This is a genomic window from Oceanobacillus jeddahensis (assembly GCF_000750635.1).
In the GTDB taxonomy this organism is placed as follows: Bacteria; Bacillota; Bacilli; order Bacillales; family Amphibacillaceae; genus Oceanobacillus; species Oceanobacillus jeddahense.
Map to the genome: position 1 here is coordinate 38,404 of NZ_CCDM010000008.1, position 14,178 is coordinate 52,581.

General features: G+C 38.2%; 19 protein-coding genes. 2 read left to right on the forward strand and 17 right to left on the reverse strand.

Annotated features, from left to right (window positions below; translation table 11 throughout):
• Window positions 1-6 precede the first annotated feature (6 nt).
• Complete coding sequence (locus tag BN986_RS23750; protein ID WP_040984937.1) at window positions 7-459, reverse strand: MarR family winged helix-turn-helix transcriptional regulator; 453 nt, start codon at window positions 457-459, stop codon at window positions 7-9.
• Window positions 460-568: 109 nt separating this feature from the next.
• The gene (locus BN986_RS23755; RefSeq protein WP_040984939.1) at window positions 569-1,216 is read right to left on the reverse strand and encodes a DUF4352 domain-containing protein; all 648 of its coding nucleotides are present in this window, start codon (window positions 1,214-1,216) and stop codon (window positions 569-571) included.
• A 279-nt stretch (window positions 1,217-1,495) separates the two neighbouring features.
• Between BN986_RS23755 and BN986_RS23760 the strand changes: the two genes are divergently transcribed.
• Both BN986_RS23760 and BN986_RS23765 read left to right on the forward strand, forming a co-directional pair.
• The gene (locus tag BN986_RS23760; protein WP_040984941.1) at window positions 1,496-1,921 is read left to right on the forward strand and encodes a hypothetical protein; all 426 of its coding nucleotides are present in this window, start codon (window positions 1,496-1,498) and stop codon (window positions 1,919-1,921) included.
• A 74-nt stretch (window positions 1,922-1,995) separates the two neighbouring features.
• Entirely contained in the window at window positions 1,996-2,415 is a 420-nt protein-coding gene (locus BN986_RS23765) for a VOC family protein (protein ID WP_040984943.1), read from the forward strand.
• Here the strand turns inward: BN986_RS23765 and BN986_RS23770 are convergent.
• The 15 genes from BN986_RS23770 to BN986_RS23840 all read right to left on the reverse strand — a co-directional run bounded on the left by BN986_RS23770 (window position 2,391) and on the right by BN986_RS23840 (window position 13,782).
• Entirely contained in the window at window positions 2,391-2,603 is a 213-nt protein-coding gene (locus BN986_RS23770; RefSeq protein WP_040984945.1) for a hypothetical protein, read from the reverse strand. The genes BN986_RS23765 and BN986_RS23770 overlap by 25 nt on opposite strands.
• Window positions 2,600-3,502 (reverse strand): DUF6612 family protein, encoded by a 903-nt coding sequence (locus BN986_RS23775; protein WP_040984947.1) that lies wholly within the window; start codon window positions 3,500-3,502, stop codon window positions 2,600-2,602. Before BN986_RS23775 ends, BN986_RS23770 begins: the two co-directional genes overlap by 4 nt.
• Before the next feature lie 308 nt (window positions 3,503-3,810).
• Window positions 3,811-4,374 (reverse strand): cysteine hydrolase family protein, encoded by a 564-nt coding sequence (locus BN986_RS23780; protein WP_040984949.1) that lies wholly within the window; start codon window positions 4,372-4,374, stop codon window positions 3,811-3,813.
• 92 nt (window positions 4,375-4,466) lie between these two features.
• Window positions 4,467-4,973: an NUDIX domain-containing protein gene (locus tag BN986_RS23785; protein WP_040984951.1), complete on the reverse strand. Its 507-nt coding sequence runs from the start codon at window positions 4,971-4,973 to the stop codon at window positions 4,467-4,469.
• A 27-nt stretch (window positions 4,974-5,000) separates the two neighbouring features.
• The gene (locus BN986_RS23790; protein ID WP_040984953.1) at window positions 5,001-5,573 is read right to left on the reverse strand and encodes a histidine phosphatase family protein; all 573 of its coding nucleotides are present in this window, start codon (window positions 5,571-5,573) and stop codon (window positions 5,001-5,003) included.
• 87 nt (window positions 5,574-5,660) lie between these two features.
• Window positions 5,661-6,278, reverse strand: a complete 618-nt coding sequence (locus tag BN986_RS23795; RefSeq protein ID WP_040984955.1) for a pyroglutamyl-peptidase I — start codon at window positions 6,276-6,278, stop codon at window positions 5,661-5,663.
• Window positions 6,279-6,430: 152 nt separating this feature from the next.
• On the reverse strand, window positions 6,431-7,291 hold the full coding sequence (locus BN986_RS23800) for a DMT family transporter (protein ID WP_040984957.1): 861 nt from the start codon (window positions 7,289-7,291) through the stop codon (window positions 6,431-6,433).
• A gap of 283 nt (window positions 7,292-7,574) precedes the next feature.
• Window positions 7,575-8,261, reverse strand: coding sequence for a response regulator transcription factor (locus BN986_RS23805; RefSeq protein ID WP_040984959.1), 687 nt, complete (start codon window positions 8,259-8,261; stop codon window positions 7,575-7,577).
• Window positions 8,262-9,347, reverse strand: coding sequence for a sensor histidine kinase (locus BN986_RS23810; RefSeq protein WP_040984961.1), 1,086 nt, complete (start codon window positions 9,345-9,347; stop codon window positions 8,262-8,264). It lies immediately after the preceding gene.
• A gap of 158 nt (window positions 9,348-9,505) precedes the next feature.
• Window positions 9,506-9,904, reverse strand: coding sequence for a hypothetical protein (locus BN986_RS23815; protein ID WP_040984963.1), 399 nt, complete (start codon window positions 9,902-9,904; stop codon window positions 9,506-9,508).
• 336 nt (window positions 9,905-10,240) lie between these two features.
• A complete protein-coding gene (locus tag BN986_RS23820; protein WP_244445084.1) occupies window positions 10,241-10,564 on the reverse strand; it encodes an antibiotic biosynthesis monooxygenase in 324 nt (107 codons plus the stop codon).
• Window positions 10,554-10,976 carry a Tim44 domain-containing protein gene (locus BN986_RS23825; RefSeq protein WP_040984965.1) on the reverse strand — a complete coding sequence of 141 codons (423 nt, stop codon included), beginning with the start codon at window positions 10,974-10,976 and terminating at the stop codon, window positions 10,554-10,556. Before BN986_RS23825 ends, BN986_RS23820 begins: the two co-directional genes overlap by 11 nt.
• Before the next feature lie 11 nt (window positions 10,977-10,987).
• Entirely contained in the window at window positions 10,988-11,758 is a 771-nt protein-coding gene (locus BN986_RS23830) for an ABC transporter ATP-binding protein (RefSeq protein WP_040984967.1), read from the reverse strand.
• A complete protein-coding gene (locus BN986_RS23835) occupies window positions 11,745-12,794 on the reverse strand; it encodes a FecCD family ABC transporter permease (RefSeq protein ID WP_040984969.1) in 1,050 nt (349 codons plus the stop codon). Before BN986_RS23835 ends, BN986_RS23830 begins: the two co-directional genes overlap by 14 nt.
• A gap of 1 nt (window position 12,795) precedes the next feature.
• Complete coding sequence (locus BN986_RS23840) at window positions 12,796-13,782, reverse strand: ABC transporter substrate-binding protein (protein WP_081922322.1); 987 nt, start codon at window positions 13,780-13,782, stop codon at window positions 12,796-12,798.
• Window positions 13,783-14,178: the final 396 nt, after the last annotated feature.

The window sequence follows — 14,178 nt, forward strand, 5'->3', positions numbered from 1 at the left end:
TTCCATTTAATACGGGCGCTTATTCCCTTTCTTTACAAACTCCCAATCTACTTCAATATTTTTGCGGACCTTTTCAAGCAGATAAACAAGTGTCTCAGCTTCTTTTTCGGATAGCCCTTCTAAAGCAACCTGATTCGAATAATTATTTTCCTTTTTAATCATCGGATAAATACTTTCCCCTTTTTCCGTTGGCATGAGCTTTTTTATCTTTTTGTTATCTGCATCAGCAGTCTTTTGAATAAAAGCCTTTGCCTCCAGCTTTTTGATGGCACGAGCTGCTGTAGTCCGGTCTACTTTAATCATTTCAGCCAGTTTTTCTTGAATAATACCTGGATTTTCACAAATACGGACTAGATATAAATATTGGCCCTTTGTAAGATCATATTCTTTAAACTCGATATTGCTGATTGAGTCAAGTGCTCTCGCAATCATTCCAATTTCCCGCAGTATGTCAGTCATTCCGTCACCCCAGCATGTTTTGATATATATCCATTTTAATTTATTTTTGTTGTATATACAACAAAAAGACTTAGCAGATTTTTCCCGCTAAGTCCATTACTTTCTTTTTTTATTCGATTTCATTTTCCGTAAATGTCCATCTGACATCGTTTAATACGCCGCCAGCTGCGATCAATCCGCCAATAATACGCATATAATATTCGTCACTCTCCATAATTTGCACAACAAATTGGCCCTCTGCAGACTCACCTGGTGCCAATTCCCCTTCGACTCCTTCAATCCCTTCATATCCATGTTCAGAAAGGTCAGAAAATCCGGATCCATCCAGCATACCTGTCATTTCTAATGTTCCTTTCGCAGAATCAGCATCAATCACGTCATCACTAATATTCGTCAATGTAATATCCGCAATAAGGAAAAAATCGAGTTCAGCCGGTTCTCCATCAAGCTCTGTTTCTTTTCTTACCGATTCAAGTGTTACCTCAAATGCATCCAAATTCGTCTGTACCTGTCCTGTATCTCCAATTTGCAAGTCTAATTGATCTCCAAACTCAGACTCCGTAATTAAATCAGAATCACTTTCCGTTTCTTCTGCATTGTCTCCAGTTTCTTCTGCTTCGGTTTCATTTTCCTCTGATTCCTGACTTTGGGCTTCCTCTGCCGGTTCATCATTATCCGTATCTTCATCTGCATTACATGCTGCTAATGCAAACATACATAGCAGCCCCATCATGACTGTAAGGTAATATTTTTTCATAGCCACCCACCCTCCGCTGCATAAATCTAAATTTTTTGTCATTTCTATTTTAGCGTAATGGAATTCGTTACAATTTTCAAACATTTTCAGGTGGAATATTGTATAACTTTAAAAAATAAGCTATGGGCCGTCAACATCCCAAAGTCACAACCTGTTTAATAAAATAACGAACTGCTCAATAACCCTAACAAACAGAGACTTTACTTCATCAGATTATTTTCCTTATTTCACTAAATATTGAATAAAATTGTTTCAAAATGAAGTAATAAAGGGTACTATGTGGTAAAGGAGGGGGTTTTTATTTCCGTATATAGAGGCTTATCCAGCTTATTTATCATAGCAGGAGGCTTAATTGCTTCTTTTTATTATATAACGATATTTACAGAATTGGAGAACGGTATGGATCATTGGAGTTTCTTTGTCCGCCTGATCTCTACAATTGCGATGGGAGTTTCCGCAGTTTTTTTCATACCAATTATTGCTGGTTTTATTACGGCTATTTTCGGACTTCTCATCATTTGGAAACCGCATCCCATTTTTTCCGTTATCGCATTTATCTTATGTGGCTTCTTATTACATATCGTTGGTTCTCCGCTAGTATTTATTGGAGCAATTTTAGGAATTATTGCATCTGTTAAAGAAGATAAAGAAGATTCACATGAAGAGAAAGAAGATACTAAGGAAGTAAAGGCAGAGGATTTCTAAATGCATAAACAAAATCTCACTTAGTATTTTTTCAATGATTACACTTTAATTACTTTATTTAGAGGGGGATTTTTATGTTTAAAATCGGGAGTATCTTTATTCCAGTAACCAATATTGAAAAGTCGGGAGATTGGTATGAGGCCTATCTTGGAGCAAAGAGAATTGACAGCTGGGAGGGCGGATCCGGGTTTTATTTACCAAATGGTTCAACACAACTAACCCTGATCAAAGTCGAAACGGCACAGCCAACAGAATTTAACAAAAGGGGAAATCAAAAGAATTCTTATTATAATTTTGTTGTCGATGACATCGAAGCAGCTCATCAACACTTTAAAAACAATGATGTAGCAACAACCGAAATAGATCATTTTAGCGGTATGAAATGCTTTGATTTTTTTGATTTAGATGGTAATCCCTTTAGTGTGGTAAATGAGGTGGAAAGTTCTCCTTTTCACTCAGATCATGTCCGTCATGCACAGAAAAAAGAGAGATAAGAATAGATTTGGAATTCGGTTTCCTCCTTTTTCTCAGCATAGGGAATAACGGATTCTACAGCTGCTGCCACCTCTTGATAAGAAGGCTCGAAAAGTGCATCTTTTTCTTCCACATCTGTTTCCACCCAATTGTCGTTTTCATCTTGAGCATAAGCTTTTTCACCAGTCTGATAGAATTCCTTTGTCATCTCTTCATCATTTTGGCCGGTAGGGTTAGTTGGTAGGCAGCGCGGTCTTCATTTGATACGATTGCTTCCCCTTCCAGTATGGAACGATCCGATTCTACTTCGGTTTCCACATCCGCATGCATCTTGAAATCAACTGCATATTGATTAATATCCGGCAAATCTACAGCGTTGCCGGCAGGTTCTTCTATCGCCTCTTCCGGGAATTCAATCGGATCAATATCATTGATGTCTTCGTAGGTTATCTGAAAATTCATTTCTAAGTTGCCCATGTTGTTATCAGCGTAAATATTGTATTCCATGTTTTCAATATAATGCTCCGTTTCATTGACATGCATTGTAAAATCAAGAGAAACATCTTCATCAATATCAAAGCCAGTCAATTCTACATTGAACGGTGTTTCAAAAGCATCATAAACTTCCCGGTCAAATCCGCTATAAGTATATGTATAAGCACTGTCACTCGAATCAAACACAGCATAATCCTCTACCGCCTCCAAAATGGATACAATTTCTGGATAAGAGGGTTCAAACATCGGTTCTTCTTCCATTACATCTACTTTTCTCCAGGATCCACCATCATCCTGAACATAAGCTTCATTATCTATACGATAAGCTGTGGTTGTCTTCTCTGCACCGTCTTCCTCCTGAGTCAGGTGTTGATACGAAGCAACAGGATCTTCGGATAGTATAATTTCTGCTTGAGCGGAATTATTAGAGGTCTGTGATTGATCGGATGTTTCTACATATATTCTCATATCAAAATCAGCAGCATATTGATATACATCCTGAGAAGACTGTAGCGTATTTTCCAGAATTTCTTCCTCATTGTCTCCTTGTGAGCAAGCTGCCACTAACAACAGAAGCAGAAAAATAACAAGCAGCGTAACTATTTTCTTCATCGTTTCATAACCTCCCTCCAATAATTATGATGTATTACTTGTTTATTTTAACACATCAGCAGAACGATTATAGGTATTTTGGTATAACAAAGAATGATTTCCTGAAAATAATTATTCATTTCAAGAAAATAATGAATATAGGATTTTAACAATATAAAACACAGAGATACATTGGCTAAAAGTATCTCTGTGCTTTTAGATCAAAACTTGTGTATTTTTTTATAATTATCCCTCTCATTTTAAAAATTCTCTTGATTCTCATTACGTTAATGTCCTAAAAATGAAAACCAAGAAAATAATGGCTTTCTTTAGTTACTCCCAAACTCCTTCACGACAGCTCCCAATGAATTTTCAAAATGCCCTAACGCCCAATCATGTCCAGGCTGGTTAAAAGAAGCTACGGCATCTTTATATACAACAATACGAAACCCTTTATTATAGGCATCAACTGCCGTATGCAGCACACAAATATCTGTACATACCCCTACCAGATGCACTTCTTCAATATTTCTTTCCCGCAATTTTATTTCTAAATCCGTGCCTGCAAAAGCAGAGTATCTCGTTTTATCCATATAATATACATTTTCTTTATTCTGATTCACTTCATATGTTTCCTGCAGCCGTCCATATAAGTCCCTTCCGCCAGTTCCACGAATATTATGCGGTGGAAACAGCTCCTGTTCTGGATGATAAACATCTTCTTTATCATGAACATCTACAGCAAAGACCGTATAATTGCCATCCTTGATAAATTGCTCTGTTAGTGAAACAATGGTATTTTCCAAGTCCTGTCCAGGTTTGCCGCATGTTAAAGCGCCATCATCTGCCACAAAGTCTACTGTATAATCAATATTTAACAATGCTTTTTTCATGAATAATTCCCCCAGTTCTTATTCTTTTCTACGGTGTTAAAAATGATAAAGCTAGTAATAATGACTAGATGCTATATTGTACCTTCCGCCGGTTACTTTTCCCAATCTTCTAATTCGGCCCAAGTAATAGCCGGCGCTCCATTTAACGATTTCATAGAACCTGTATATACTTTATCGGTTGACTTACCAATTTCAGTATAGTGTTTCATTATTTCTTTCGTTGTAGCTGTCACAGCCTGATGAACAATATCCTGCCCGGCTACCCAGCATAGCTTTCCCTCATCACTTTCAAGTAGACCGGTATGATCCGACACACTTCCAAAATAGACATATTGCGTTCTAATTTCACTGTTATTTCTAATTCTATGAACAATATAGCGGAGTCTCAAATGGTTTAATTGCTCTTCTGCTAAACCTGTTTCTTCTTTAATTTCTCTTATACATGCATGATATGGATAATTTATTTCCGCTTCTTCCATATGCCCGCCAATCGGAACCTTCCTTCCGGCAAGAAAGCTGCTGTCTGTTTTTTTCTGAAGAAATAAGACCTCCTGCTTATCATTGAATAAAAAAGCGACTGCCATTTGCCGAAGCTTCATGATAAACCTCTCCCTGTTTTAAGCCGTTTACGATTGCCATAGCCTTTCAACTGCTTTCAAACTCTCATCTTCAAACTCTAATTTATAAACGTCTGGCTTTGATGTATTTTTCCAAAAATCATATCCATAAGCCTTGTCGAAATAATTCATGATGATTGTCATAATATTCCCATGTGTTCCAATAACGATATGCTTTCCCTTATAATCTAGTAATATTTTTTGAATGGTTGGAACAGACCGATGTTGTGCTTGAGAGGTGGATTCTCCTCCTGGCAGACAGTAATTTTTATCTTCAAAAGATCTTTTAATCGCTTTCAAAAGTTCTTGTTCAGGTAACTTATAGTCTAATCCCTTAATAGCTCGTTCCTTTAATTCTTCATATTGTTTTATCATCAAGCCTTTGTGTTCCGCCAGCGGCTGCACGGTTTGAACAGCTCTTGTATAAGGGCTGGATACGATCATATCAACCTTCTTGTCCATTAAAATATCACAAGCTCTTTTTGCCTCGATTTCTCCTTCTTCAGATAATCTCCTTGTTCTCTCTTCTCCAAATTTAAAAGGAGATCTTGCATGACGAATCATATATACTACGGTATTCATCATTTCTTCCTCCTTTCCCCTTATATAAATGCTGCAAGAGTAATAGCCCTTGCTGATATAATTTTAGTATATAAAATAACACGGGGCTTAGCCGTTAGCTTCTGATAAAGTTTCCATACAAATCATAACAGCCCGCTTTAAATCATCATGGCTCCAGCTTGGTATTTTCCCGTGTTCAATCGCAAGTTCATGCGATGCAGGGATATGAATAAAACCAGCTGGAAAAGGCTTATTGTTCGTCTTCGTGTAATGCAGAGCTTGATACATCACATGATTACACAGGTAGGTTCCTGCCGTGTTGGAGATTTCAGCGGGAAGTCCCCGGGCTTTTAGCTGCTTGACCATCTTGCTGATTGGCAATGTAGAAAACAGACCGTCTGCTCCATCTTCCCAAATCACTTCATTTTCCGGCTTATGACCTTGATTATCTTTTGGTCCATCATTTACGTTAATGGCGATCCGCTCTGGATTAATCTTAAATCTGCCGCCAGCAAGTCCAAGTGAAATAACCGCATCCGGTTTTGTATCGTCTATCAATTGCAGGAGCTGTTTTCCAGCCTTGTGGAAATCGACAGATAAAATATGTGAATAAACTGTATAATCTCCAATGGTTGTTCCATCTAATTCTTCTGCAATTTTCATCGTTGGATTAATTGTGAAATCAAGAAAAGGTTCAAACCCTGTTAGCAATAACTTTTTTGTCATATGTTGCTGCACCTGCCTTTTTATAAATATGTATTTCGTTTAAGTATAGCATACGACGATGATGTCAACCTGGATGTTATAACTTGGACACCTATATTTATCACGAAAAAGAGCAAAATACTTTGTGAGACTCATTCGCCAGCTGTATTTGCTCAGGAAATGGCTACAGCTATCACCCCAATTACCATAATCGCCGCAGCAATTATTCTCCGTCTTCCAAAATTCTCTTTAAAGAAAACGACTCCAAGTATTGCTCCGATTAAAATGCTCAGCTCTCTCACCGGGGACACATAACTCACTGGTGTAGTCACCATCGCAATTAAAATTAATATGTAAGCCAATGGATTTAAAATACCCACACCAATCGTCTCCAGCTTCAGCTGCTTCCAATCGTGCCGGACTTCCTGCCAGTGTTTTTTAGCAAATGGAGTAAGTAAAATCACTTGTCCGACAATACTGTCATAACTGAGTAATACTGGATGGATTATCGTCACGCTGACAATATATTTATCTAAAAGAGAATAACCCGCTATCATACATCCAATCAAGAGACCATACAAAATCGCAGGAAGGACATTTTTTTCCCGTATAATACGTAAACCGCCGGTAAATATAAATACACTGAACACAATGAATAAAATACCAATCCAACCAAGCCGGCTCAGCTCTTCCCCCAAAAGGAAAAAAGCTGTTACTGCAATCAGCATCGGACCGATTCCACGGGCAACCGGATAAATTAATGAAAAATCACCGATCTGATAACCCTTTTGTAAAGTGACTGCATAAAGGATATGTAAAACAGCACTTGCAAAAATAAGACCAAGCTCTAACCATCCAAGCCGTACATCCGTCCATAGGATAACGATTACAATAAGCGGACTGTAAATCACCGCGCTCACCAGCATATACAGCCATACGAAAGCAGTTCCTCCTGATGATTTTTTCGCTAAAAAGTTCCATGTTGCATGAATAAAAGCAGAAATCACGACGAGGCTGAGGGCCCATGCCGTCATCTGATCGCCTCCTTCAAGCTAAACTTCCCTGTTTATATTTTATTGAACAAATTCGTCTGCCGTACCATTAATCAGATAGGTCACTTGATTGGAAAAATATCGAAAGATCCAACTCTGAAAATTTTATAAAGACGACTTGGTTACATCTCTCTGCCTAATCATTTCCTTACTTATCTCCTACATTGTATATATTATTTTCTAACATTGTCCTTGAACAACTCATTTCCGTCAACCTGAGGGATGTTCGATTATTTTCTCTTCCCTTGTCCGCTTCGTTGCTCTTTTATTTTTGAAAACGATAGCCGACTCCCCAGATCGTTTCTATAAACTGCGGAAGGGAAGCATCCTCTTCTATCTTCTCACGGATTTTTCGGATATGAACCGTCACAGTGGTGTTATCCCCAATCGCATCATAGCCCCAGATTTTTTCAAATAAATGTTCTTTCGTAAATACAATGTTTGGATTGGACGCCAAAAAATATAATAAATCATACTCTTTTGCGGTAAATGTTTTCTCTTCATCATCAATAAAAACCCGGCGTGAACTATGGTCAATTGTCAGGCTCTTAATATGAATTTCATTCGATTTCTTATCCCGCTTTGTTAAGCGATCATACCTGGTTATATGTGCTTTCACTCTTGCTACCAGCTCATTCGGGTTAAACGGCTTCACAATATAGTCATCCGCTCCTCTGCCAAAGCCGCGAATTTTATCAATATCTTCTTTTCTGGCTGTCACCATTAGAATAGGCACATCCAAGGTCTCCCGGAGCTGTTCACATAAATCAAAACCGTCTATGCCCGGCAGCATTAAATCTAATAAAATCAGGCTATAGGAATTCGCTGCTGCCAAGCTTAGACCTTCTTCTCCTGTAGCAGCAATATCACTTTGAAATCCATTTATCTCAAGATAGTCTCTTTCCAACTCAGCGATATCCTTTTCATCTTCAATAATTAATATGTTTTGCATTTACATCACCTTCTTCAACGTGAAATAGATACTCGTTCCCTGACCCGGCTCGCTCTCTGCCCAAATTTCTCCGCCATGTTCTTGAATAATTTTCCTCACAATGGATAAACCAAGACCACTTCCTCCAGTTGCAGAGTTTCTCGAAGTATCTGTCCGGTAAAAGCTTTCGAAAATATATGGAATATCTTCTTTACTTATTCCGCTTCCATTATCCTTCATTTCCACAACGATTTTATTAGCTTCAGCTGTTAAATTAACCTGAATTTCCTTTGGACGTTTATCGATATATTTTAAACTGTTTTGTATGATATTCATAACTACTCTTCTTAATTTTTCCCGGTCTGCTTCCACGATATAGGCTTCTTCTGGATCAGCTAAAAATACAGCTTTTCCCTGTTCCTTTTCCAAATTAAATGCCAGCTCATCAATAAAGTCGGCAAAAAAGGCATATACATCTACTTTCTCAAACTGGAACGTTTCCCTGTTTAAGTCGAGCTTGGAGTATAGAAACAATTCATCAATTAATCCGTCCATATCATTTGCCGTTCTATAAATTGTATCCATATACCGATCTAATTTCTCAGTGGTGTTTGCCACACCATCCTGAATTCCTTTTACATATCCTTTGATAGAGGTTAGCGGCGTTTTTAAATCATGAGAAATACTGGCAATCAATTCTTGACGATTCTGCTCATACCTTTTCTGCTCTTTATCTGCTTCCTTTAATTTAAGACGCATCGTTTCAAATGTATTCGCAAGCTCGCCTAACTCGTCTTTTTTATCTGACTGGACACTGTATTCCAGGTTTCCCTCACTAATTTCCTTCGCCCCCATAGATAATTTGGAAATGGGATTGATAATACTTTTTGACATAAAATAGGTCAGTAATCCATTGGTTACTATTAAAATAAGGGCAATCGCAATAAACCGGAATTGGGCAAATACTCTCAAATCATCGCCTTGCGGATTACCATTAAAAACAACAAATAATACATACCCTAAAACAATCTCCGCCACCAATAGTAAAGCGCCTGGAATAAGAATCATTGCTATATTGGATAAAATTAACCGTTTTCTGATAGACACTTGCAACACCTTCTTTCCCTTTCATTATAATAGAATCGATGTAGCTATGCTTGTAACAATAAGTAGCTGCACAGAAAAATGTGAGCGTTTCACAGCCACAATTACACAGCGATACATTTCACCAATTTAGAAAAGCGTCTTTTCAAGCAGCCATCAGCCTATCTTTTTTGATAAGGTATTGCTAAGGTAATAATTCCCAACACGAGTCCCCATAGAATATTCGTGATAAAAACACTAATGAATCCAATCGGGTTTGTTAATGGCCCCTGCAACCCTCCATCAAGAATAGGTGATAGGATACCACTTAGAATAATGGCAAAAGCTGCATAGCTCACACCTGCTAAAGTAAGAACTTGTATGGGGTTCTGTACTCCTTTCTTTACGACAATAAGTATCCAGGCTATGGAAATCAATATAGTCATCGCAATACTTCCCACGGCTTCATTGCCAAAGATATGAATGAATCCAGTTATTTTCATCAATGGCCGGACAAGTGCTAAGGCACCTAATCCTAAAATAAGTGTTTTATTTTGTTGCTTTGTTTGATTATTTGTCATTTTAAATCATTTCCCTTCCAAAATTTAATAAAATACTGTTTTTCTATTAAGTCGAGAATTTTGATGAAATTTATCGAATAGCATTTTATCTGTATTTACTTGCCTATTTTCTTCTTTATTGTTTAACCTTGCTACGATTTGATATTACATACCATCTATTATCCATTTCTAAAGCATTTATTAAATTTTTCTTAAATTGTTAGGGAGTTAAGGAAAGAAGCTAGCCATAAAAAAACCCCGGCTTTCTCGAAAGAAAGCCGGGGTTTTTACAAATATAGTTGCTGTATAATCATTTTCAAATGGAAGACAAAATTCGTTCAAGTAATTTAAAAGAAACTATGCTGGTTGGTGCTGTACAAACACTTCGAATGTAGACAATTCGGATCCAAGAATCGGACTATCTTCTTTTTCTTGTTTCCCCTGTGATTCATGAGCTTTTCTTGTTTCTCTGCTCTCTCTCCAAACCTCAAAAGAAGCGTAATCTTCCCATGTTGTGCAAACCTGCAGTTCGTCGTATTCTTCCGTATTCTCTTTTATCAATACCTCCATGAATACAAATCCATTAAATGTATGCACTGATTTAGCTTGTTTGAATAACGCTGCGACTTCATTTACTTTTCCTTTTTTGACACGTAATGTGTTAACGACTTTAATCATCATTCACAGCCTCCTTTGATTTGGATAATAATCCTTGAATATATTCTAATACCGCTTCTGCTTGTTTTCCACCTATTTCTGCATGTCGAATGAGCGGAATGCCATGTGGACCCCTTTCATGAAGCGCACTTGGCTGACTTTCAACAATACTTTGAACAATTGCTCGTTCACCAAGCATAGCAGCCGTAAATATATCCATTCTTGCACCTTTCTCAAGCAGAAACGCTGCAATTTCACGGTTACCGGTATGTGCAGCTGCGCCTAGACCACTTTCCCAATCATCTTTATTCCAATTAATCACAGCATGTAACAATGCTGGCTCTTCTGTAAGAAATCTTTTTACTTCTTCCAAATTACCATGAGCGGCAATAACATACGCTTTAACAAGTTCCGGATTCAAAGGCTCTTTACTCATACAACCTCTCCTTACCTAAGTTTTAACGGTGTATAATACGCAGCATCATCTGCTTTATGAATTTTCGCATCAATATGGAACACAGATTGAAACATATCTCGGGTCAACACCTGTCTGGGAGTACCGTCATAACAAATACCTCCATCTTTCATCACGATAAGGCGATTACTATATCGAGCTGCTTGATTTATATCATGGAGCACCATCAACACGGTCATATTCAATTCCTTATTCAATTCTTGAACGAGTTCCATGACATCAAGCTGATGTGCAATATCTAAGAAAGTCGTCGGTTCATCTAAAAGCAATATTTTAGGACGTTGTGCAAGGGCTAAGGCAATCCAGGCACGTTGCCTTTCTCCACCAGACAGGGAATGAAGCATTCGGTTTCGATACGCATGTAAATGGGTTACATCCATCGCCCACTGAATAATATCTTCATCTTCTTTCGTAAACTTTCTTTGTGATCTTTGATGCGGATATCTTCCAAATTCAATAAGTTCATAAACGGTTAAATCCGATTGCTTTTCCTGAACTTGCGGTAGCATAGCCAATTTTTTGGCAATATCCTTGCTTTTCATTGCAGAAATCATTTGTCCATCTAAGACAATTTCTCCCTTACCTGGTTTTATCAATCGAGAGATCAGACGAAGCAGCGTAGATTTGCCAGAGCCATTTGGCCCAACTAAACTGACAATCTCTCCTTTAGGAATATCTAAAGAAATATCATCTATTCGGAAAGACTCCGACTGTTCAAAATATATATCCTTAGTGAGAAGCAAACGTATCCCTCCTCCGTTGAATTAAATATAAGAAGAATGGGCCGCCTAAAAAGGCTAGCAAAATGCCCACAGGTAATTCAATTGGATTAAAGGCGGTTCGAGCAACCGTATCCGCAAGAATAACTAACAAGCCACCGCCTAAAGCGGAAGCAGGAAGCAGGTATCTGTAATCGCCACCAATCATAATACGCAAAATATGCGGGACAACAAGTCCGACAAATCCGATTAAACCAGCGACACTTACCGAAATACCTGCAAGCAATGTACTCAATACAATTAGAAAAAATCGACTTCGTTCCACGTTATGGCCAAGTAATTTCGCCATTTCGTCACCCAACCGAAGAATTCTGATATGTCGGATACCAAACATAGCCATAACCAGCGCAGCAATAGCATAATAAATAATCATTTCAAATTGAACCCAGCCAACCCCCTGGATGCCTCCAGCAAGCCAGGGAAGCACAGACTGAACACGATCACTGTAGAGTAACATTAACGCACTCATGCATGCTCCAATAACAGCGTTAATCGCAACTCCTACTAAAATAATTCTTACAGGCGACGTACCGCCTTTCCAAGATAAGAGGTAAATGGTCAACGCAGCAATAAGCGCTCCAAGAAAAGCAGCTAAAGGAACTAATCCAATCAGTGTAGGAAAAATAATCATGATAATGGTTGCTGTTAATCCAGCACCAGAAGTTACGCCAATAATACCAGGGTCTGCAAGCGAATTACGCATCACCCCTTGCAATATCGCTCCGGCAGTTGCAAGGCACATTCCGACAATCACACCAATCAGCGCCCGAGGTAGACGCAGGTCCCAGACAATACGCCTTTCCATCGTATCTGCCGAATTAAAAATACCATTCCAAATCTCTTGTGTACTGAAAGATACTTGTCCAATCATCATACTACCAAATGTAGAAATAATTAAAGCTGCAGCAAGCATTGTGATGGTAAGTGTCCGTTTTCTCATTAATGGATGGACTTTGCTTTCCACCTTCTCTTCCTTTTCGGATATTCCAACCGTCTTCATACTACTCTTCCTCGGCTAAGTTCTCTTGCATCACTTCAAGTGCTTCCGTTACTCTCGTTCCAGGGTTAGCGCCAAATAAGTCGGATGGAAGTACAACTACCTGATCGTTTTGGACTGCATCTAAATTTTTCCAAGTTGCATTTTGGCCCATCTCTTCTTCAAACGCATCTTTTACGCCCTCAGGATCTCCATGTGTAATTAACATAATACGTTCTGGGTTCTCTTCAATTATTTTTTCAGAACTCAAACTCGCATATTGTGGATAATCTTCTTCTGCCGGGAAATCAGAAGCAATATTTTCACCACCAGCTTTCTCCAGTAAGTCTCCAGATAAAGAATTAGGGAGTGCCGCAAGATAAGTTCCCGGGGCTCCGTATACTAATAGGGTTTTCGTTGCAGGAGCATCATTACTTTCAAATTCTTCGATGATGTCTGTGATATTTTGATTAATTTCCTCTGACTCATCTTCTTTATGGAACAAACTACCAAATGTATGTATAGATTCTTGGATGTCTTCAACGGAGTTTGCTTCTGTATAAATAAGTTCCGTTCCTTGGTCATTTATGTTTCCTTCATATCGCTTAAAACTCATCGGCACAACTAAAACGTCCGGATTTGCCTGAGCAATCATTTCAAAGTTGGGTTCATGCGGATTCCCAATTTCTGTAGCATCCTCTAAAGCAGGATCTACTTCCTCACTTGTAGAAGGGCGACCAACAATCGTCGCATCCAGCTCATGTAAAATATCAAGCGTACCGGAATCCAATGTAGCAATTGTTTCTGGTGCTTCATCAAACGTTAACGTGTTTCCAGAAGCATCCGTAATTTCAATTGGACCTTTCGCTTCATCGCCTTTTTCCTCTTCCACACTTTCTTCTGCATTTCCCTCGGCTTCCCCATCCGTTGCATTCGGATCGCTACTGTCACCACATGCAGCTAACACAAGCAGCAATAGCAAAAATAAAATAGGTATATATAAATTCTTCATTCTTTTATCCTCCTTGTATTTCGATATGTTAACATCATAATTGATAATGATTATCATTGTCAATTATATTTTAAAAGTATACCTTCATATTTTTAGCCTCAACACTGAGAAACTGTAGATCTTGTGCAAATAGAAAAACTTTATAATTTTGTATTTGCTTAGAAAAACACAGACATTCGTCATCCGTTACGAGCATAAGGTTATGCTGATCTCGATGTTTCCTCAAATATTTTGGATGTTTTAGTCGAAGTTCCTTTAAATCCATTTTTTATATGAAAACAAGCATATTTAAACTTGCCTAACCTTTCTATTCTAGATAACACTTTGAGAATGTAAACAAAATATTTATGTTAAATGGTGGTTTATGCTCTAGACGATCCAAAAAGGAAGTTCCTA

Coding starts and splice junctions, on each gene's coding strand:
- BN986_RS23780 (WP_040984949.1), bottom strand. CDS start 4,374: ATGAAAAAAGCATTGTTAAATATTGATTATACAGTAGACTTTGTGGCA.
- BN986_RS23805 (WP_040984959.1), bottom strand. CDS start 8,261: ATGCAAAACATATTAATTATTGAAGATGAAAAGGATATCGCTGAGTTG.
- BN986_RS23755 (WP_040984939.1), bottom strand. CDS start 1,216: ATGAAAAAATATTACCTTACAGTCATGATGGGGCTGCTATGTATGTTT.
- BN986_RS23820 (WP_244445084.1), bottom strand. CDS start 10,564: ATGATGATTAAAGTCGTTAACACATTACGTGTCAAAAAAGGAAAAGTA.
- BN986_RS23840 (WP_081922322.1), bottom strand. CDS start 13,782: ATGAAGAATTTATATATACCTATTTTATTTTTGCTATTGCTGCTTGTG.
- BN986_RS23750 (WP_040984937.1), bottom strand. CDS start 459: ATGACTGACATACTGCGGGAAATTGGAATGATTGCGAGAGCACTTGAC.
- BN986_RS23835 (WP_040984969.1), bottom strand. CDS start 12,794: ATGAAGACGGTTGGAATATCCGAAAAGGAAGAGAAGGTGGAAAGCAAA.
- BN986_RS23815 (WP_040984963.1), bottom strand. CDS start 9,904: ATGACAAATAATCAAACAAAGCAACAAAATAAAACACTTATTTTAGGA.
- BN986_RS23775 (WP_040984947.1), bottom strand. CDS start 3,502: ATGAAGAAAATAGTTACGCTGCTTGTTATTTTTCTGCTTCTGTTGTTA.
- BN986_RS23825 (WP_040984965.1), bottom strand. CDS start 10,976: ATGAGTAAAGAGCCTTTGAATCCGGAACTTGTTAAAGCGTATGTTATT.
- BN986_RS23795 (WP_040984955.1), bottom strand. CDS start 6,278: ATGACAAAAAAGTTATTGCTAACAGGGTTTGAACCTTTTCTTGATTTC.
- BN986_RS23770 (WP_040984945.1), bottom strand. CDS start 2,603: ATGACAAAGGAATTCTATCAGACTGGTGAAAAAGCTTATGCTCAAGAT.
- BN986_RS23800 (WP_040984957.1), bottom strand. CDS start 7,291: ATGACGGCATGGGCCCTCAGCCTCGTCGTGATTTCTGCTTTTATTCAT.
- BN986_RS23765 (WP_040984943.1), top strand. CDS start 1,996: ATGTTTAAAATCGGGAGTATCTTTATTCCAGTAACCAATATTGAAAAG.
- BN986_RS23785 (WP_040984951.1), bottom strand. CDS start 4,973: ATGAAGCTTCGGCAAATGGCAGTCGCTTTTTTATTCAATGATAAGCAG.
- BN986_RS23790 (WP_040984953.1), bottom strand. CDS start 5,573: ATGAATACCGTAGTATATATGATTCGTCATGCAAGATCTCCTTTTAAA.